Source organism: Paenibacillus anseongensis (assembly GCF_009757995.1).
Classification (GTDB): domain Bacteria; phylum Bacillota; class Bacilli; order Paenibacillales; family NBRC-103111; genus Paenibacillus_E; species Paenibacillus_E chondroitinus.
Genome location: NZ_WSEM01000008.1, coordinates 334,852 through 355,007, shown reverse-complemented (window position 1 = coordinate 355,007; position 20,156 = coordinate 334,852). Strand labels below are relative to the sequence as shown.

The 20,156-nt window shown below is 44.6% G+C and carries 17 protein-coding genes; 12 read left to right on the top strand and 5 right to left on the bottom strand.

The window, feature by feature from the left end; all coding sequences use genetic code 11:
* Positions 1-33 precede the first annotated feature (33 nt).
* From GON05_RS09320 to GON05_RS09305, 4 genes are all read left to right on the top strand, one after another.
* Positions 34-1,419, top strand: a complete 1,386-nt coding sequence (locus tag GON05_RS09320; protein WP_157318897.1) for a family 4 glycosyl hydrolase — start codon at positions 34-36, stop codon at positions 1,417-1,419.
* A 15-nt stretch (positions 1,420-1,434) separates the two neighbouring features.
* A complete protein-coding gene (locus GON05_RS09315; RefSeq protein ID WP_157318896.1) occupies positions 1,435-2,667 on the top strand; it encodes an oligogalacturonate lyase family protein in 1,233 nt (410 codons plus the stop codon).
* An 18-nt stretch (positions 2,668-2,685) separates the two neighbouring features.
* Positions 2,686-3,981, top strand: a complete 1,296-nt coding sequence (locus GON05_RS09310; RefSeq protein ID WP_157318895.1) for a hypothetical protein — start codon at positions 2,686-2,688, stop codon at positions 3,979-3,981.
* A gap of 170 nt (positions 3,982-4,151) precedes the next feature.
* Positions 4,152-4,955, top strand: a complete 804-nt coding sequence (locus GON05_RS09305; RefSeq protein WP_246238941.1) for a polysaccharide deacetylase family protein — start codon at positions 4,152-4,154, stop codon at positions 4,953-4,955.
* A 102-nt stretch (positions 4,956-5,057) separates the two neighbouring features.
* Here the strand turns inward: GON05_RS09305 and GON05_RS09300 are convergent, their stop codons facing one another.
* Positions 5,058-5,993: an AraC family transcriptional regulator gene (locus GON05_RS09300; RefSeq protein ID WP_157318894.1), complete on the bottom strand. Its 936-nt coding sequence runs from the start codon at positions 5,991-5,993 to the stop codon at positions 5,058-5,060.
* Positions 5,994-6,342: 349 nt separating this feature from the next.
* Here GON05_RS09300 and GON05_RS09295 point away from each other — a divergent pair, with 349 nt between their 5' ends.
* From GON05_RS09295 to GON05_RS09275, 5 genes are all read left to right on the top strand, one after another.
* Positions 6,343-7,029, top strand: a complete 687-nt coding sequence (locus tag GON05_RS09295) for a GntR family transcriptional regulator (RefSeq protein WP_157318893.1) — start codon at positions 6,343-6,345, stop codon at positions 7,027-7,029.
* A gap of 19 nt (positions 7,030-7,048) precedes the next feature.
* The gene (locus GON05_RS09290; protein WP_157318892.1) at positions 7,049-8,209 is read left to right on the top strand and encodes a Gfo/Idh/MocA family protein; all 1,161 of its coding nucleotides are present in this window, start codon (positions 7,049-7,051) and stop codon (positions 8,207-8,209) included.
* A gap of 46 nt (positions 8,210-8,255) precedes the next feature.
* The gene (locus GON05_RS09285; protein WP_397369399.1) at positions 8,256-9,224 is read left to right on the top strand and encodes an ABC transporter permease; all 969 of its coding nucleotides are present in this window, start codon (positions 8,256-8,258) and stop codon (positions 9,222-9,224) included.
* Positions 9,225-9,237: 13 nt separating this feature from the next.
* Positions 9,238-10,098, top strand: a complete 861-nt coding sequence (locus tag GON05_RS09280; RefSeq protein WP_157318891.1) for a carbohydrate ABC transporter permease — start codon at positions 9,238-9,240, stop codon at positions 10,096-10,098.
* 78 nt (positions 10,099-10,176) lie between these two features.
* Positions 10,177-11,808, top strand: coding sequence for an extracellular solute-binding protein (locus tag GON05_RS09275; RefSeq protein WP_157318890.1), 1,632 nt, complete (start codon positions 10,177-10,179; stop codon positions 11,806-11,808).
* 66 nt (positions 11,809-11,874) lie between these two features.
* On the opposite strand, the gene GON05_RS09270 is transcribed toward GON05_RS09275, so the two are convergent.
* The 3 genes from GON05_RS09270 to GON05_RS09260 form a co-directional block, all read right to left on the bottom strand.
* Positions 11,875-12,348 (bottom strand): hypothetical protein, encoded by a 474-nt coding sequence (locus tag GON05_RS09270; RefSeq protein WP_157318889.1) that lies wholly within the window; start codon positions 12,346-12,348, stop codon positions 11,875-11,877.
* Positions 12,349-12,667: 319 nt separating this feature from the next.
* The gene (locus GON05_RS09265) at positions 12,668-13,663 is read right to left on the bottom strand and encodes an ABC transporter substrate-binding protein (protein ID WP_246238939.1); all 996 of its coding nucleotides are present in this window, start codon (positions 13,661-13,663) and stop codon (positions 12,668-12,670) included.
* A 103-nt stretch (positions 13,664-13,766) separates the two neighbouring features.
* Positions 13,767-15,386, bottom strand: coding sequence for an AraC family transcriptional regulator (locus GON05_RS09260; RefSeq protein ID WP_157318888.1), 1,620 nt, complete (start codon positions 15,384-15,386; stop codon positions 13,767-13,769).
* Between the two features lie 219 nt (positions 15,387-15,605).
* On the opposite strand from GON05_RS09260, the gene GON05_RS09255 reads away from it, so the two are divergent.
* Entirely contained in the window at positions 15,606-16,370 is a 765-nt protein-coding gene (locus GON05_RS09255; RefSeq protein WP_397369395.1) for a GTP cyclohydrolase II, read from the top strand.
* A gap of 85 nt (positions 16,371-16,455) precedes the next feature.
* Here GON05_RS09255 and GON05_RS09250 read toward each other — a convergent pair whose 3' ends face one another.
* The gene (locus GON05_RS09250; RefSeq protein ID WP_157318887.1) at positions 16,456-17,064 is read right to left on the bottom strand and encodes a TetR/AcrR family transcriptional regulator; all 609 of its coding nucleotides are present in this window, start codon (positions 17,062-17,064) and stop codon (positions 16,456-16,458) included.
* A gap of 149 nt (positions 17,065-17,213) precedes the next feature.
* On the opposite strand from GON05_RS09250, the gene GON05_RS09245 reads away from it, so the two are divergent.
* Together GON05_RS09245 and GON05_RS09240 are read left to right on the top strand one after the other, a co-directional pair.
* Positions 17,214-18,083: an NADPH-dependent F420 reductase gene (locus tag GON05_RS09245; RefSeq protein ID WP_258567551.1), complete on the top strand. Its 870-nt coding sequence runs from the start codon at positions 17,214-17,216 to the stop codon at positions 18,081-18,083.
* Positions 18,084-18,299: 216 nt separating this feature from the next.
* Entirely contained in the window at positions 18,300-20,129 is a 1,830-nt protein-coding gene (locus GON05_RS09240) for a sensor histidine kinase (RefSeq protein WP_157318885.1), read from the top strand.
* Positions 20,130-20,156 lie beyond the last annotated feature (27 nt).

Genomic DNA, 20,156 nt, shown 5'->3' with positions numbered 1-20,156 from the left:
ATATCAAGCTCTTACTCTCTGGAGGCGAAAGAGATGGATTCTATGAACTTAACGATAATCGGCGGCGGGAGCGTCAACTGGATGGCGGGGCTCATGCGGGACGTGTATTTGTTGGACGAGATTCAAGGTGGCGAAATCAGACTGGTCGACCCGAACCGAGAGCATGTTGAGGCTGTAGCCGCTATGCTGCACACTTTCAATAGGCTTCGTAACAAGGAATACCGGATCCGCATTATAGATGATCGGAAGGAAGCGCTGCAAGGAGCCGACTTCGTACTGACGACGTTCAGTCCAGGAGCGATGGATGCGTTCTGGAATGATCTGGAGTTGCCAATCCAATACGGCATCCGGCAGCCGGTATCGATGACGGTTGGACCATGCGGCATCTCCGCTTCGCTGCGTACGGCACCGGTTGCCTACGAGCTTGTGCAGGAAATGGAGGAGATATGTCCGGGTGCCTGGCTGTTCAATGTGACGAATCCCATGAGCGTCGTCACCAGGGCCATGAATAAGGCGGCCAAGAGTGTCAAGGTCGTCGGCATGTGCCATGAGCTGCATGCGGCTCCGAAATATTTTGGACCGATGCTTGGTTTGTCCAAACCTGAGGGCATGAACGTGACCGATTATCTGTACCGTTGGCTTCCGGAGCAAGGGTTTCATTATAAAGTTGCAGGGGTCAACCATTTCATCTGGCTGACGAAGGCAGAGCTTAATGGCCAAGATGTACTGCCTCGAATCCGCGCATATGCCCAGGAACATTGGGACATCGAAGACGAAGGAGCAGCAGGACAAAATGATTCCTTTCACAACAAAAGCGCAGCGAAGCTGGCATTATGCCGTCAGTTTGGATACTTGCCGCTGGCTGGAGACCGCCATCTGATCGAATTCTATCCAAGTCTGTGCAATGTGAGAAACGGGTACGGCATGAAATACGGCGTGCTTAAAACGACGGTAGACGCCAGGCGCTTGACGAAGGTGCATCAGCTGGAAACGATCCGTCAGCTGGCAAGCGGCGTGAAGGAGGTTTCCTGGCAGCGCTCCGGCGAAGAAATGACGGAAATCATGAAGGCTGTTGTCACTGGCGGCGAGACGCCCGCGATTGTTAACGTCCCGAACGAAGGGCAAATCGGAAACATGCCTAAGGACGTCATCGTGGAGACACTCGCGAATGTCGGAGCGAGCGGGATTCACCCGTGGGCTTCGGGTGATCTGCCTGGTCCGGTCGGCAGTCTGTGCAGGCTTCACGCCGATGTGCATGAGCTTACGTTGAAAGCGGCGCTGGAGGGCAGACGGGAGACGTTGATCGAGGCGTTAAGCCTGGATCCGCTTAGTGGGCTCGCGGATTTCTCCGAGCTCGGGGAGCTGGCTGACAGCTTGCTACGGGCGAATCGGAGCTGGCTGCCGCGTTTTTTTAACTAGAGGGGAGAGGAAGCAGTGAATACGGTTAAAGGTACCATCTTCAAACATCAATTACAGAAACGCAAGGATGAGTTAACAGGACGGACTGTGACTCAGCTCACTTCTCTGCCTGGAAATCATCATCATTTATATTTTACGAGCAGCAGCTTCACAGCGGATAACCGGCAGATTCTATATATCAGCGACTTGGGCAGCGGCAATCCGAATGTGTTCAAGCTGTCGCTGGAAGACGGTACGGCTGTTCAACTTACGGACAATAGTGATGGCATAATGAAAAGTTATGTGTACTACGACGGCAATCCGTACCGCGGTTTCGCCAAAGCGAGCCCCAGTTTCGCTCCAGGAGCAGGTCTTCTGCTATATATTCAAGGCAACGAGGTGCGATTGCTCGATGTAAACAGGCTGGAGGAAAGAGTCATTTATCAACTCCCGGCAAACGTGATGACCGGATTTACGCATTTGTCTGGTGACGGACGATACGCTTGCGTCCCTTATATCGATTCAGCAGCGTTTGAGGTTGGAGATGGTAATCCTTTCAGCTTGATTCGGGAAAAGGTGAAGCGGGACAACATAAGCTCACAAGTCGTCGTCATCGATACGATCTCAGGGGAAACGCTCTACAATTTTACGCACCAGGGCTGGGTGACCCACGTACAGTTCCACCCGAACGATCCGCGAATCATCCTGTTCAACCACGAAGGCGGCATGGTCGATCAACGTATTTGGCTGTATGAACACGGGAAGATCTCGAAGGTGAGGGATCAATCGAACGGGGGGCCGTCTTTGTGGATTTGCCATGAAATGTGGGCGAATCAAGACCATGCGGTAATTTATCACGGAACCCGAGGCGTACCTAACGATCCGGCAATGAAGGAAGTAGCGAAAGAGCAAGAGCCGATTGTCAGCTTTGTCGGTTATATGGATTCACGGGAAGGGAAGTACATGGAAGTAAGCTTTTCACCTGATATGACGGCTTATGGACATTTCACAACAAGCACAGATGACTCGCTGCTTGTGACTGACGGCATTATTAATGCCCACAGTATTCATCTGTGCCGGATAGATTGGCTGCAGGCTAAGCTGGACATGACACTTCTCTGTCTCCACAACAGCAGCTTCTCTGTGCAGGACGTGCATCCTCATCCGATTTTCAGCCATAACGACCAGTACGTTCTTTTTACCTCGGATACTCATAATGAACGGACACAAGGCAATATCTATATCGTTGATTTGCACGAAACTGTATAAATTAAAGGGGGTTATACCATGCATCCTTTTATGGGAATAGAGCAGTGGGACAAAATTGGCATGTCCGTAGCCGAATCTGCCAACCGGCTACACCGGCTCGCTTACATCGATCGGCGGCTGGCAAGAATCGAAGCCGGCCATCTGATCGCCAGGCCGGAATATGAGCTCAAAGGCGCATTAGCCCGGATGGTGTGGCAAGACGCTTCCTTCAATGAGCAATGCCGCAATCGCTGCAGGCAACTGCGACTGAGCACGGCAGCTTTCGACAAGTGTCCCGACATCGCGCTCGAACGGTTGACGAATCAAGTGCTCGATTCCGTAAGCACACTAACCTTGTTAATTGCGTTGTTTGAAGTGGTGAAGCCGGCTCAGCTGGAGGCCATCGACGATTATTTGCAGCGAGCGCAGCCTATTGTCGACGAGCCGACCATCACGATGCTCCGGCATCAGCAACTCGACCGGCAGATGCAAATCGACTGGGGCCAATCAGCCGCCACGGAGCTGCTTCAATCCGCCTCAGAAGAGGAACGCCAGGATGCTGAGAAGTGGAAATCTCTTCTCGAGAATTTGCTGCAGCAAGCTGGGGGCATCAGTGGTACGGAGCCACGGACGGAGCATGAGCCGGTATTGCCCGAACTAGCCTTTTCGTTTGAGCTGCCGAATGTTTCGATCCGGGACAGCCGTTTTAAGACAAACCGGCGCAAGTTCGACGGAATGACGTTCGAGGACAACGACGCAGGCCGGTTTGAGGCGATGATGCTGCACCGGTTTTATGAAATGACGGCAACCGAGGCGCTCGCATACATCTTTTTCAGTGCGGAAAGCAAGCCATGGGCCTTTCATTACGATGTGGCTCGCCATCTGTGGGACGAGGCCCGTCATTCCTGGTTCGGGGAAGCGGCGTTACGGGCGAAAGGAAGGAATGTTTACGACATTCCAAATTGGATTGGATTTTACGAAATGTGCGTAAATGAATTTGATAGTATTGACGAAGCTTATACCCACCTTACGATTGCTATAGAAAAGGCGGCCATGAAATATCCTCCGGGGAAGAGGGAAGAGTGGGAGTTTTGTCGCGATAAGGTTCAGGATCCGTTGATGACGACGTTTCAGGATTTCGATTGGGCAGACGAGGTCGTTCATGCTGGGTTCGGACAAAAATGGATCATTCATGATGTACATCAAGGGGATCAGGATCAAGCACAGTTGGCAGCAGCCGTTACGCAGGAGAAAAGAACGAGGTTTATGGAGCGGGCGATGGGACAGGCGACCTCCGACAAGCAAGTCACCGACCGTTTTGCTGGTGGTTACTAGGTGTAATACCAACTAAATTGTACCCTATCGAGGAGACACCTGACTCGATAGGGTCATTTTTTTATACAATTTAAAATGAGAAATATAGTACATAAATATAAGCATTTATAGTATATTTAATTAGTTGTCTGAGTTTAGCAATTAGAGTGGCAGAAAGAAGTGGTACAAAAATGAAAGTTAGCCTAACCGCACTAATCCTATTTGTTATATTAGGAATGACCGGGTGCAGCCATTCGGTGCAACCAGAAAGTCTAGTTTCTTTACCTAATACACAAGTCATCTCACCCGTACACATAGAACCCCAACAAAAAGTGATAAAGAAAATAGATGATTCTAATAGTGAGCAAAAAAGTGAAAGTGCTGCAGTAATCAATAATGTGAAAAAAGACGGGCTTAAAGTGGCTTTAACTTTTGATGACGGTCCTGATGAAAAATATACGCCGCTCATCTTGGACATATTGAAGAAGGAGCAGGTGAAAGCGACTTTCTTCGTAGTCGGAGAGCATGCGAAAGAACATCCGAAAATGTTGAAAAGGGTTGTAGATGAAGGTCACGTTATTGGTAACCACTCATGGGATCATGCCAATCTTTCCGAAGCGACTGCTGATAAGATTGAGAGTGAAATTGTATCAACGGATGATATGATTAAGCAAATTACAGGTGTAACCCCTACCTTATTTCGGGCACCCTATGGTGCGGTTTCTCCGCAGGTTCTTAATGCATCTATGAAATCTGGCCATCAAGTGATTGGTTGGTCCGTTGATACGTTAGACTGGGATGGGAAAAGTGTTCCGCAAATTTTAAACAATGTACGAAAAGAAGTTGGACCGGGCGCAATAATTCTTCAACACTTTGCAGGTGGGAAGCATGGGAAACTCGGTAACACGGTAGAGGCGCTTCCTCAAATTATCTCCTATCTGAGACAAAAGGGTTATACCTTAGTGACGGTTCCAGAACTACTTGCTGCTAATTAATTTTACCTTTATTTCAAGGCTGTTAGACTGCGATATTTAGCAGGCTAACAGCCTTTTGAGTTGCGTAGGAGGCTGCCGGTTATCGCTGTTGGAGAATATAAATCATCGTAATTCCTGAGGAGATGGGGGTTTCAGAGGGGGACTTTCATCCATTTCGGCAGTGCCTCTATAGACAGATGGCGCAATTCCAATCCAACGCTTGAATTGACGGCTAAAGTGGGCGCTTGTTTTATACCCGAGTATCATGGCTATATGATCGATGGACAGATCAGTCTGAAGCAGCAGGCGCTGTGCCTCACTTAATAAAATTTCCGACATATATTTGCGGGGAGCTTTCCCGTATACCTGTTGAAATACCCGATTCACCTGGGATGGACTGAGATTCAGGGATTCGGCTATATCTTGTACGAATTTTCTTTCGTTGTCTTCCACTTGGCCATGAAGCAGGCTGCTTCGGATCGAAGATCCAATGTTTTCGGCGATGCGGCTGGCCAGTAATTCCTTTTTCGTAAGCACAACGTTGTCGGTTTGGGACAGTTGTTCCACCAACGTTCCCAAAAGCTCAAACACGGCTGCGTACATTTTCAAGTTTTTTGCAGCAGAAAGCGATCGATTTTTGTTTTCAGTGGCAAAATTGCATAATTCTGCTAAGAGTGGAGCCAATTCTTTGACAAGGGGAGAGGAGGCTTCGTAACAGGTGGCTTGACGGCGCTCCAGCTCTTTGGAGAATGCGGGATCTGCTACGCTGAAATGGATGCAAAAATAAGTGAAGCCACGAGAGCCTGCGGACTTGCATGAATGAATAATTCCCGGACGTATGAAAAGCAGATCTCCCTTTTTTTGATCATAAATTTGACCTTCAATCATCATCTTCATGTCCCCTTCGATCACCCAATGAAGCTCGTACATCGGATGTTCATGGGATGGATAGGTCCAACTGGGACCCACATCGCGAACATGCAGCCCCATCAGGTGAAAGGACATTCGAACGTCGGGAAGCCTGCCTATTTCAACCATATCGGCGATCATTTCAGACATTATATACGTCCCCCCTTGCTTTTCGATCTATTCTACACCATTTATACAGCGCTTTCAATCGGGATTGAATGCAAGAAATGGGTAAATGTTGTAAACGATTAGCGCATCGTCAACTCCAATATAGTAGTGGTATGTTAGTATTATCACAGGTCAAAGGCAGCTAATTATGCAATCGAAAGCGTCGTCAGCATATGCTGAATGAATCAGAGGGTGGCCGATTTATTAAAGCGATCCGGCTCACTGCAATCAAGCTGGTATACTAGGGTAACTAGTCATTTTATATTTTTGTAAGCGCTTTTTTGAAAGTGCTTCAAAGATGAATGGCGGCTCGTCGGGCTGGAGGAATCTTATGAGTATTCAAATTGACATTTCAAGAGACAAAAGAGGACTAATCCGGGATTTCGTTTACGAAACCTTGAAGAAAAACATCATGGAGCTGCGACTCGAACCGGGGCGGTTTATCTCGGAGAAAGAACTGGTCGAAATGCTCCAAGTGAGCAGAACGCCGATTCGGGAAGCATTGGTTAAGCTGACTCAGGAAGAATTGATTGAAACGACTCCTCAGAAGGGCTCCATCATATCGCTTATCGATTTGCAGCATGCGGAAGAATCCAGATTTGTCCGAAAAACCTTGGAATCCGCCGTTGTTAGAGAAGCGTGTGAGCTGCTTGACAAGGAACAGGTGCTTCATCTGCAAAATCTCATCTCGCTGCAAGAACTATGCGAATCCGAACAAAATTATGGGCGTCTGTTTGAGCTCGATGAAGAGTTTCACAAATCGATTATGATCGGCTGCGGACGGGGCCGTACGTGGGGACTCATTCAACAAATGGCAACGCATGACAACCGCATTCGGATTTTACGGCTTGCTTCCGATTCCGACTGGAAAATAATATTGGCCCAGCATCACGGCATTGTTCGTGCCATCAAGGAGAAGGATCCCGACCAAGCGGAAAAAATGATAAAAGATCATTTGGAGCTGCTCTTGATTGAAAAAGAAAATTTGAAGCTGAAGCACACCAAATTTTTCAAATAAATCAAAGGAGTGAAAGACGATGATAAAAGTAGCCGTGATCGGTGCCGGCGGTATTGCAAATGCGCATTTGGAAGCGTATGCAAACTCGTTCAAAGGAAGATGCGAAGTCGTTGCGTTATGTGACATTTACAAGGAAAAGGCAGCTGGGCATAAAGAGAAATTCCAGCTCGATTGCAGGGTCGAAGAGGACTATCGTGAACTGCTGGACAGCGATATTGATCTGGTGTCGATCTGCACCCCGCCATATACGCATGCGCAAATCGCTATCGACTTTTTGAGAGCTGGCAAGCATGTATTGGTAGAAAAGCCGATGTCTTCTTCCTTGGAAGAATGCGATCGCATGTTGGAAGCGGCTTCAGAATCGCAGCGTATACTGTCCGTTATCGGGCAAAACCGGTTCAGGGATCCTATCATGAGGCTGAAGCGCACGCTCGATACCGGAAAGGCAGGCAAAGTCGTGCATGCACAGGTTGATTCCCACTGGTGGAGAGGGCACTGCTATTACGATTTGTGGTGGAGAGGCACTTGGGAAAAGGAAGGCGGCGGCTGTACGCTGAACCACGCTGTTCATCATATCGACATGCTGCAGTGGACGATGGGGATGCCGGATAAAGTCCAAGCGGTGATGAGCAATACTTCGCATGATAATGCGGAAGTCGAGGACATCTCCATAGCCATTCTTTCTTACGGTAACGGAAGTCTGGCACAAATAACAAGCTCTGTCGTGCATCACGGAGAAGAACAGCAGCTTATATTCCAAGGGGAAAAGGCGAGAATTTCCGCGCCCTGGAAGGTTTATGCCTCCACGTCCAAGGAAAATGGATTTCCGATTCGGAACACTGATCTCGAGGAAGAGCTTGAGAACACGTACAACAGCATGGAAGACCTCACGTACACCGGGCACGCTGGACAAATTGACGATGTGATGAAGGCGATCGAAAGCGGATCGCTGGAGGTACTCATTGACGGCCGTGAAGGACGCAAAACACTCGAGCTCATTACCGCCATCTATGAAGCGGCTACTACAGGCAAGAGTGTAAGCCTGCCACTAACGAAAGACAGCTTATTCTATTCAAGAGACAGCTTGCTCGCGAATGCACCGCATTTTTACGAGAAGACCGCCTCGGTTGTTTCCTTCTCGAAGAACGACATTACTCTCGGCAGCGATTATAAGAAGTAACTGCTCTGGGCAAGTTGAGAAACCAGTGAAATGGAGGTAGTCGTTTATGCAGGCAATGAACAGTAGTGTTGCTCTGGATAAGAAGGAAAGCGTCGCCATACCGCAGCAAAAAAAGAAAGGCTTGTCGTATTATATAAGACTTGATTACATGCTTTACCTGATGTTGCTAGTTCCTATTGCATATATCGTGACATTTAAATATGCACCTATGTATGGCATACAAATTGCTTTTAAGGATTACAACATTTTTCAGGGCGTCAGCATGAGTCCATGGAATAATTTTGAAACCTTCAGGCAAATCTTTTCCTCACCACAATTTTTTCAAGTTGTTAGAAATACGTTGATGCTGAACTTTTTGGATTTGCTGCTGGGATTTCCAGCGCCGATTATTTTAGCCATTTTATTAAATGAACTGGTATGGAATAAGTTCAAAAAGATTAGCCAGACCGTATTGTATCTGCCGCATTTTCTTTCCTGGGTTATTATTGGCGGCATTGTTACTCAGCTGCTTTCTCCCACAGGTATGTTAAACTCCTTAATTGGCCATATGGGTGGGCAAGCGTTACCGTTCCTCACGAACAAATTTGCATGGGTTGCAACTTATTCTTTAATTGGCGTATGGCAGAACGCTGGATGGGGGACAATTCTGTATCTTGCTGCTATGACGGGAATCGACAAACAGTTATATGAAGCCGCAGATGCAGACGGAGCAGGAAGATTAAGAAAGATATGGCATATTACACTGCCAGGTATCCGTCCAACCATTGCAATTCTTCTTATTCTGCAGCTCGGTAACATTATGGCTATTAATTTCGATCGTCCATTCAACATTCAAAACAACCTAGTTATGGATTATGGGGACGTTATCAGTACCTATGTTTATCGTGTAGGGATTCAATCTGCGAACTTTTCAATTGGTGCAGCTGTAGGCTTGTTCCAGTCTGTTATTTGCTTAATATTCTTGGTAACCTCTAATTTTATTTCCCGTAAATTAGGGGAAAACGGAATATGGTGAGGAGGCATCGACAATGTCACATACGTTTAAAAATAGAATGATTGACTATACAGCAGCAACGGTTATTTTAATTGCGGTTTTTATATGTCTGGTTCCTTTTCTTTATATTCTCTCCCAATCACTTAGCTCTAACACGGCGATTATATCCCAAGCTGTTACCATCTACCCCATAGACTTTAATATAGAAGCTTATAAAGTTGTTTTCAGGGATGCTGGTATGTTGTACTCCTTGTTTTATACGATCATTCTGACGGCCGTATTTGTGCTCGTATCTTTGACCGTTACCATATTGGCAGCGTATCCGCTGACCAAAAAAAGACTCAAGGGCAGAAACGTTTTATTATTGTTGATGGTGTTTACCATGTATTTTAGCGGCGGGTTGATTCCGGACTATCTCAATGTAAAGAATCTGAGCCTCTTGGACACGCCATTGTCACTGATTCTCCCGGGTATGATGAGCGTATACTACATGATCATATTGAAATCGTTCTTTCAAAGCTTGCCTGAAAGTCTGGAGGAAGCTGCACACCTGGACGGATGCAATGAGCTGCAGATTTTGATCAAAATCGTGCTGCCTCTTTCCAAGCCGGCACTTGCTACAGTCAGTTTACTGTATGCCGTATTCCGGTGGAACTATTTTCAGGATGCTCTTTTCTACATTACAGACCAGAAATTCTATACGATACAGCTTAAGCTGTATAACGTTATCAATCTCTCACAGCAGATGTCCGGCGAGAATCTCATTGTAAATCTGCCTTCTGAGGCATTGAAAGCGGCAAGTATTATGTTTGGCACAATTCCGATTCTTCTTGTGTATCCGTGGCTTCAGAAATACTTTGTATCCGGTATTATGATTGGTGCCGTTAAAGGCTGATATGGGTTTGTGAAATGGATGATTTCATCTATTTCGCGAGTTTATATACGATTAATTTAAAAAAGGGAGTTGGGTTCTTTGAAGGTAAAGACAGGAAGATCTATCGGTTTTTCTTTGGCCGCCCTATTGCTTGCTTCTACATTATCCGCCTGCACGAGTAGTTCACCAGCCGGCACAAACGCCACTGCTACAGCAAGCGCTGGTACACAAACGGCTGCAGCAGGTGCTACAAAAGAACATCGCACATTAACTGTCGAAGTTTTCGACAGAGGTAAACCCGGACAGCCGGATTTGAATGATAACTTCTGGACGAAGTATATCAACGATAATTTCGGCAAGCAGTTTAATGCCACAGTAAAATTTGTTTCCGTTCCTAGAGCACAGGAAGTAGACAAATTAAACGTATTGATGGCATCCGGCCAGGCACCTGACATTACGTTCACGTACAACCAGGGTGTTGTTTACAATTATGTACAGCAAGGTGGCTTGGCAGAATTAGATCCAGTTCTCAAGCAGTATGGATCTACACTTACAAAATATCTGGGCGATGATGTATTAAAATATGGAAAGTTTAATGGCAAGCAATATTCTATACCGGGCAAGAGAACTGTTCTTGCAAGTTCAAACACTTTTATCCGTAAAGATTGGCTTGATAAATTGGGGCTTCCTGTTCCTACTACACCGCAACAATTCTATGACACCATGGTTGCATTTAAAGAGAAGAATCCTGGTAATGTAAGCGGCGTCATTCCATACGGGTATTCCCTGCAGCCTTTAAATCCTGGATTAAGTTTCATACCAGAAGCCTTTAAACCATCTAATCTTACGGAAGAACAGTTTGCTACCCTTCAGCCGCAATCGATCTGGTTGGCCAACTGGAGTATGCCTGGATTTGATAAAGCGGTTGGGTATGTCAACAAAATGTATAATGCCGGCTTGATTAGCCCGAACTTTGCAACTGACAAAGATGGAAAACTGCTGGACGCAGATATTTCCAACGGAAAAGTCGGAGCATTCCAAACGAACTGGGATGGTCCGTACAGAACGGCTCCCGGCACCTATGCCAATCTGGCTAAAAATGTTCCTGGTGCTCAGCTTGTTCCAATCGATCCATGGCAAAATGATGCAGGCAAACATCCTAAGAACGGGTACAGCCCAAATGGGATGTATATCATCATCCCTAAAACAAGTAAAAATGTTGACCTTGCCGTACAATACCTCAACTGGATGAGCGACCCTAAGGTAACCCTTTTCCTCCAGAACGGTCAGGAAGGCGTAGACTACAACATGGTGAATGACGTTCCAAAACAGACAGGAACGACAAATACCGGAGATAAAATGATGACGGTTGCTAACAACCTGGACTATGACATCCTATCCAATGGAATTGAACTTGGGGATCAGAAAAAGAATGATGCAGCCATTTCTACAGGATATCCGGGTTATGAAAAGGATGCAGAGAATGCTTTGAAAGTAAGTATGGTGGACTATTATGCCGGCTACTTCTATTCCATACCGAATGCAGCCGATGCCAAAAACAATGCAGCGCTTAAGAATCTTTCAGCACAAATGCTTGCAAAACTAATTGTTGCTAAACCGGCTGAAGTTGATGGCTTGTACAAATCATTGGTTCAACAGTACATGGATCAGGGCGGGAAAGCAGTTGAAGACGAATTTATAAAGAATTACAAGGCTCAGAATGGTAAATAAGTGAGAGTCTAAACGTGATAAAAGCCGGACAAGGGATTTACCCAAGTTCGGCTTTTTTTCATGTTGCTAGTTGTTGAGCAGAAGCAGTCTTTCTTCTGGATCTAGTTTGGGGCAGGTCGTGCAGTAATCACGAGTCGCTGCGCCAGAATCAATTTGATAAGCTAAACAGCAGTATGGCCTTAAATAGAAGCAAGGACCCTGCCAATCCGGATGCTCGAAAAGGTTTAGCTTAATGGCAAAGCGATTATCCATTCGTGATTCAAACACAGCCGTCTGATCTCTCCGTATTAGTTCCAAACGGTTCTTTGTTCGCCAGTGCTTCTGATCGCTCATTAGCTGAACATAGAGCTGTCGCAAATTGTGAGTGACAAGCGCCCACATCACTTTGATGTTAGCACCTGTGTGCAAGGCTATTGCTTGGAAAAGTGACTCCGTATGATTTTGCACATTTTTGATATATTCGGTCAATTGATGATCACGTTCCAGGGTACAAAACGCGGGTAAGAGAGAGCTTTCCATCATTTCTGTCTCATATGCCATAGCACCGCCCTGAGTCAAACGGAACCGGACGTGGCTGGGAGATGCTGATAGCAAAGTATCATGAAGACTTGCTGATGCAATGAGGCCCCTAATAAATACGGAATATCGTTTTAGCAAATAGAGTGCCTGTAACAATGAGTTCAGCATTACCTAACAGAGAAGACTGCTGAGTAAGGATGCAAGAAAGAGAAGTTTCCTGCAATAGATCCATGGCTGAAAAGGGATATGACGATTCGTTGCAGTTGCGAAGAGATGTGACGAAATATTTTTGCATGGAGTAAATAAATGCATCGTCGCTGTCGCTATTATTCATCATCATTTACTTAATGATCTTCATGATGTCATCGATAATTTCACCACGGCCGATGACACCCCAACCTTTAAATAACCAGAAAGAGTCCGTTTCATATATGTTATTTGTCGTAACGGCTGGTGTGTTTTTCCAGAGAGGGCTTGACTTCAGATTCTTTAAATTGTCATTGGCATTAGGATCCGTCTCTAGTAGAACATAGTCTGCATTTATTTCAGGAATTTTTTCCATAGATAGATCAATACGTTTATCTTTAGGTGTAAGTGCAGTCGGCGTAAATCCTAGGTCGTTATAGAGCAATACGTTGGTCGGATGTCCATTTTGAGCATAGAGCTGAAGATTTTTTTCTCTAACACGTAAGTAAGCCAAATTCTTATTTTTCAATGTTTTAATTTGGTCACGTGCTTTTGCTACTTTCAGGTCAAGCTCGGCAATTTTCGCTTTTGCCACATCCACTTTGTCATACATTTCAGCGATCGTCATGATATCCTTTTTCCAAAAATTCACGTCGCTCTCATACTCTTGCCACTCATTTCCCATCACAATGGTCGGTGCGATTTTCTGAAGTTGATCATAGGTAGTAGCAGCCGTACGGCTTTCTACGAGAATGACATCTGGCTTAATTGTCAAGATAGCCTCAAGATTAGGCTTGTCTGCTGATCCAACAAGGGGAACACCTTGCAGTTGTTTGGATAAATACGGAAGATAATCTCCGCCATAACGGACTTCGTTGTTTACGCCGGCAGGCTTTTCGCCAATGGTTAACAGGTGGTCGATATAGGCTGCTGAAAGGACAACAATCTTATTAATTTTAGCAGGGATGACGGTTGTACCCTTCAAATGGGTTATGGTTCTTGTAGTTTGATTAGCAGCTGTAGCTGCAGGTGAATCGGGACTTGTACTCGGTTGTACTTGCTGGCTTGCTTCCTTCCCCGTGCCGCAAGCTGATAACATAAGTATTATAAAGATGGTCAGGATATATCCCATATATTTGTTCCTAAACATTTGTAATCATTCCTCTTTCCTCTACATTAATAATAATAATCATTATCATTGTAGGGAATCACATTAACGGGTTCAATGGATTATCTCCCTATTTTTCCTTGAACTATTTCACCTTATCAAGTTGTAATTGACTTGCGATCTGATTCATGGCGTAGAGTCTGCCGGTTGGACCTAACGTTTTGAATAGCAAATCGCTTGCCTCATAAACGTGTTGCTTTCTTACCGCTTCCAATGCCAACCATTCCTCAGATAACATGAGCTGTTGCAGCCGCTGTCTTGCAATTTCTGTAGGATCTGTCATTAAAAAAATATGATCCGGATTGAATAACTTCAGATCAGATAATTGAAAATCAATTGCCCATTCTTTATGTGGAAATTCGACTGGAAGTTTCAGTCCAAGATCATCATAGAGCAGGGTTCCTGTTTGATTAAGGGAGCCATAAATGCGATAGAAATCAGAACTAACTCGAATATAATACGCAGTTTGTGAGCCCCATTTTTCTATTATTTTATTTTGTAACGTATTTTTGCGATCCGCGTACATGTCTTTCCATGACGCTGCTTGCGATTCTTTACCCAGTATTGAAGCTAAATAGGATAACATCTTTGTATAATCGTTGGAGTGCCTTATCTTGATGGTCGGTGCTATACATTCCAAGGTTCCGCCCATTTCATAACGATCACTTGTCAGGATGAGGTCAGGCTTGGTTTGAATCAGCTTATCGTAATTCAGTTTGATACTTTCAAGTCGGGCAGCTTCTTGACCAAAGGATTCAAACAAAGGAACAGAAGCGTGTTGGGTTACCCGACCTTGATAGGACAAAAACGCAACGGGATACAGGCCCAGCGTCATTAAATAATCATCAAGCCCATAGTACAAAGCAGCGATTCGACGACTTTTGTCTTTCATGTAAAGGGTAGGAGCGACCCCTACTTCTTTTTTAAATGCCCGGCTGAAATAGTGTTCGTCCTTATATCCGACTTGTTGAGCCACTTCTTTCATTTTCTCAGAAGAAAATAACAATTGTTTGGCTTTTCTAATACGTTGTTGCAAAAAGTATTCCGTTGGAGTCATATTCATATGATTTTTAAAGATTCTTGTAAAATGATTGATGCTATAACCGGCCATTTTAGCTAACTGGCTAATTTTAAGGTCTTTCATATAGTTCTCACTTATAAATGCGAGCGCATATTCCATGCCAACTAGCGTCTCAGGTTCTTGCTCTTTTGCACTCTTTACTATCATTAGTTTAGTAAGTAGGCTGTGTAATTGATATTTCAAATCGAGCTTTTCAGAGAGTTGGCGATTCTTGACGGGGGCCAGAATGCGCTCGATTCTTTCTTTTACAGCACGGTCTTGAGAGGATAATGGATGCTTTCCGCTGACAGGGAAATGGGGAGGCTCCATGTGCCATTCTTTGCGATGTTTCTTCACTTGAAAGCAAGAGAAGAAGATAACTGAATAGTGAATGGGATCCAACACTTGGGATGTGCCCTCGATAATCATTCCAGGCAACAAGATGAATATATCTCCTTCCTGTGCTGTATGGGTAACCTCATTAATAGAAAGCACACCAGTACCCTTTGTAATTAGGCAGATGGCATATCTCTGAATCGTTCTTTTGCTCAAAATGTGACCATTCTGATCTTTATTGCTGCAATAAATCCGGATCGATGAAAAAAACAAATGTTCAAGCAGCTCACTCGAACTCCAATCGTTCATTGCACATTTTCCTTTCTTACACAAAACTTATAACAGGGGAGGTTATGTACTTATTAATTGCTTATTTTTATTATATAGCTTCGCAATGAGGGCGTCTTTACAAAATTGACTGATGTAGAGGTGTGAGGATGACTTGTAATCCGCGGGGAGTTTATTTCAAGACTGTTAGAATAATATGGATGGAAAATGGAAAAATATAGGGCGAAAGGAGACACTTCGATGATGCCAACCGTAAAGAACTTTGATCCTAAAGTGATTTCGCTTTTACAAGAGAAAATAAAACGGATCCAAACAAACAAAGGAGCTATCTATCTAGTTGGCCCCATAAAATTACCCGTTAATTTACAGGGGGAAACCGTCGAGTTTAAATGGTATTGCTGGCTGAATTGCAATGAAGTGACGGAAGATTTTGAGCGTATAGTGGCCAAATTATCCGCTGCTAATTTAGCTGAGCTTCAACAATCGAGTGTACTTGTTCATGGGGATTTCTCAAATGCCGATCATGCCTTGATCCGTTTTCACTCGATCTGTCATACCGGAGATATTTTTGGCAGTAAGCGATGTGACTGCGGATACCAGCTCAAACAGTCAATGCAACATATTGCCGAGCATGGAAACGGAGCGCTATTTTATCTAGCAAATCATGAAGGAAGAGGCATCGGGCTCTTTAGTAAGGCTCTTGCGTATATTCTTCAAGAAAATGGATTTGATACCGTAGATGCCAATCTTCAGCTTGGTTTCGTGGATGACTCCCGTGATTACAGTGATGCCATCAAGGTTTTGCAGACGCTTCGAACAAAGCCTGTTACCTTGATTACGAATAATCCGAGGAAATTGGATGCGCTTAGAAAGGCGGGGCTGGATGTAGAGGATCGTGTTCAGCTTTGGGGAGATGTCTCTGAATATAATGAGAAGTATTTGAAAACGAAAATCGAGCGATCAGGACACTTAAACGAAGGTGAAGACTGTTGTAACAATGACTAACCGCGAATATTGCTGAGATACAGAAAAGACCATTCGAACGAGCACAAGACTCGGCCGAACGGTCTTTTTTATTCGAAACAATCTATCATTGGAGACCTTTGATTAGAGCATCCACGTATTTTTCATTCTCTTTGCCAATGTCATAGTTAGCTTCAGATAGACACCAAGTGATGCAGGTCCCTGTCAAAAAAGAGTAAACATAATTAACGATTTCTTCCGTTGTTAAATCTTTTCTAAATATGGACTGCGTTCTGCCTTCTTCAATAGCTTCAAATAACAACTCCTGTTTGATGCAGTCCTCAAAAAACGAGGTTTCGGTTGAGTTAAGGGAGAGGTAGACCACGAAAGTGAGTCTAGTAAGTTCTTCGCCAACAGTTATAGGAAAGCCAAGCGCAACCATGATAAACGTTTTGAGTTTGTCTACAGGGGAAGCATCTTTGTTCTCTTGAATATATTTCCCGAAATTTTCTTCCATATACTCGGACATGTCGTCTCTGTATAACTTTCGGACGATGTCCTCTTTGGATTTATAGTAGATATAAAAAGTCCCTTTAGAAATCTCACACTTTTCGCAAATTTCATCGACCGTAACGTTGTTATATCCCTTGGACACGATAAGTTCTTTCGCTACCGTGAAAATTTTTTTCTTTGTGGATATTCCTTTTAGTTGTCGACTCGTTTCTTTTTTTTCCATCGCATATCACCCCCGACATCTAAACTATAACGCATGTTATCCTAATTGACAAATTAAATATGACCGCAGTAAAATGACTTCAGTCACATGACTACAGTATAGTGACTTCGGTCACATATGACTGAAATATAAAAACCAAAGAAAGAAGGTTGTTCAGTATGAAAATTGCTATTGTCGGTACGGGGAATGTCGGAGGAAGCCTTGCTCGTATTTTTACTCGAAAAGGGCATACTGTAACTATCGCGAATTCAAGTAACTCCCCAGCTCTGCACGAATTAGCCAAGGAGACGGGGGCAACTTCCGCAACGGTCCAGAATGTCGCTCAAGGAGCCGAAGTTATTATCCTTTCTATTCCTACCAAAAGAATTCTCGATTTGCCAAAGGAATTCCTCAATACAATTGCACCAGAGGCGATTGTGGTCGATACCAGCAATTATTATCCTTTACACCGTGATGGCGCTATTGAGCCTATTGAAAAAGGTGTGCCCGAAAGCCGCTGGGTTGAGCAGCAAATCAATCATCCGGTTATCAAAGCGTTCAGCGCCACGAATTGGTATAACTTGACGGAAGAAGTTCAGTCACAACTTTCTCATCGCTTTGCTTTACCTGTGTCCGGCGATGATGCAGCAGCTAAGGCGGTCGTGTCTCAGTTGGTCGCCGAGGCAGGTTTTGATCCTGTCGATGCCGGCGGGCTTGACGAATCCTGGCGTCTACAGCCCGGTTCGCCTGCTTATTGCACGGACCTCAGCGTCGAAGAAATGCGCAAAGCTCTTTCCCAAGCGACTAACGAGCGGAAACCGGAATCGTCAGGCATCCGTGATAGCGAAGAAGAATTAAAAACCGCACAGGAGAATCAAGTCGCGTTTTTCGAGACCTTCAACAAAGCGATTCAAGTTCTGGTAGAAACGAAGCAATGGTCAGAAGCAAGTGCAACGAAGGGAATCGTTGATCAATTCATGTCGGGTAAAAATCCGGGAGACATTCTAGCCAACATATTTGAGAATAAACGATTGGATTAAATAAAAATGAATAATAGCGAATGATACAGGAGCCTCTCAGTCTGCAACCGGATTGGGAGGCTTATTTAGTCATTTTAAAATATCCATGAAATGCCCCTGTAAAGACTTAGAAATCCCCCCTTTACTTCAATCAACCATTTAGGTATATTTTCGTGTAAACGGAAACAAAAGCATGTACAATAGTCGATAAGATGTTTACAAAAGGATGGGTTCGTCATGATGAACAGCCGTTGGACACGAAAAATCGTTGTCATGATCAGAAATATGAAATTTCAAAACAAACTCATGTTCGGATATTTATTCGCCTGCGTTATTCCTCTTATCGGTGTAAGCGTTATCATATTTACTCAATCGGCAAAGGGACTTGAAGATTCCTCCCAGGAGTTTGCCTCTTTGTATACGTCTCAGATCAGGACTACTTTGAATCAGTTTATCGACGAATACGACAAAGTGACCAAATCGGTTCTTGTCGATAACGGTTTGATTTACAATTTGGCCGAAGAACAAAGCTTGTCCATGGAAGAGTTGATTAACCAAAAGGTCGCTGTTCAACGCATGCTGACGCGAGTCACATGGCTCAAATCCGAAATCAGCACGTTGATGCTGGTTAGTCGTGATAACAACGTGTATCAATACACGACGACAACAAGCAGAGTGAATGAGAACGCCTTACTTGCCCAGGCCAAAGAGTGGAATAAAAAGTATCTGAATACGGATGATCCTTTTTTCATCACGGGGTTACACGATCGTTCCTACTACGAAGATAAAGGTGCTGGTGCGGTTGTGACTGTAGGGAGGGTGCTGTTCAGCTCCAATGGGGCCTATGCGGGCATGCTCCTGATCGACCTTGACCCTTTCACGTTGCTGCAGCTTGATCATGATTTTGTCCTGGCCCGTGATAAATATGGCATGAGTGTCATCATCAGCAATCGACAGGGAGAAATTGTTTATCATTCCGATGCGGCTAGCGGGCGTTTGTCTTGGGATCAGGTTTCCGAATCTGAAATGAATGCGATCAAGGATACCGGAGACGAAAATCTGATTCTTTTATCAGGAAGTACCTCCAAAGGGGATTTGTCCATCAAAACGGAGATACCGCGTTCTAAGCTGCTGCAGAAAATTAACCGGATCAAAGGAATAACGGTCATCGTCATTGTACTAAGCTGCTTGATTATTATGCTTATTTCTTTTGGATTAAGCTATACGATCACAAGGCCTATTAAAGCACTACGCAGAAGTATGAAGCAGGCGGAAACGGGACAATATTTGCCCATTGAGAAAGAGCAGGCGAACGATGAAATTGGAAGTCTTGTCTATAGTTACAATAAAATGATTTTAACGATTCGAACCTTAATTGAAGAGGTATATATTGCGGAAATCAAGCAGCGCCAAGCGAAATTCATGGCACTCCAAAATCAAATTAACCCCCATATGCTCTACAATACGTTGGAATCCATTCGCATGAAGGTATTGGCCAAAGATGATGATGAAAGCGCTGAGATGATCATGATCTTGGCTCGCATGTTTCGGCTTGTCTTAGGCAAGGGAGGCCGACATCATTCGGTGAAGAACGAATTGGAGTATACAGCGAACTATCTGCAACTTCAAAACATCAGATTTGATAATATGTTCAGTTTGAAGATCAGGATTCCTGATGAGATGCTGGCATGCACGATTATCCCTCTCGTTTTTCAACCTATCGTTGAGAATAGTATCAATCATGGATTTCTGGACTATACCCAGCCTATGCATATTGAGATTGAAGGCGCCTGGACCGAAGAAGGGGAGATCGTCATACGGATCATTGATGATGGCGGCGGGATGTCCATCGATAAGCAGCAGGAACTGCTTGCCGGATTGGTGGATGCGGAGCTCGACAAGTACAAACTCGAAGAGGACGTCAAATCGGAGCGCAGTGGACTAGGTCTTAAAAATATTGCAGAACGCATTAAACTCCATTATGGAGATCAGTATTATTTAACGATTCGTTCTGGGAGTGAGCGTGGAACAATCGTTGAAATCTATATGCCGAACCAAGTGGGTTAACTATGTGAAAAAGGGAGGTTATTTCGT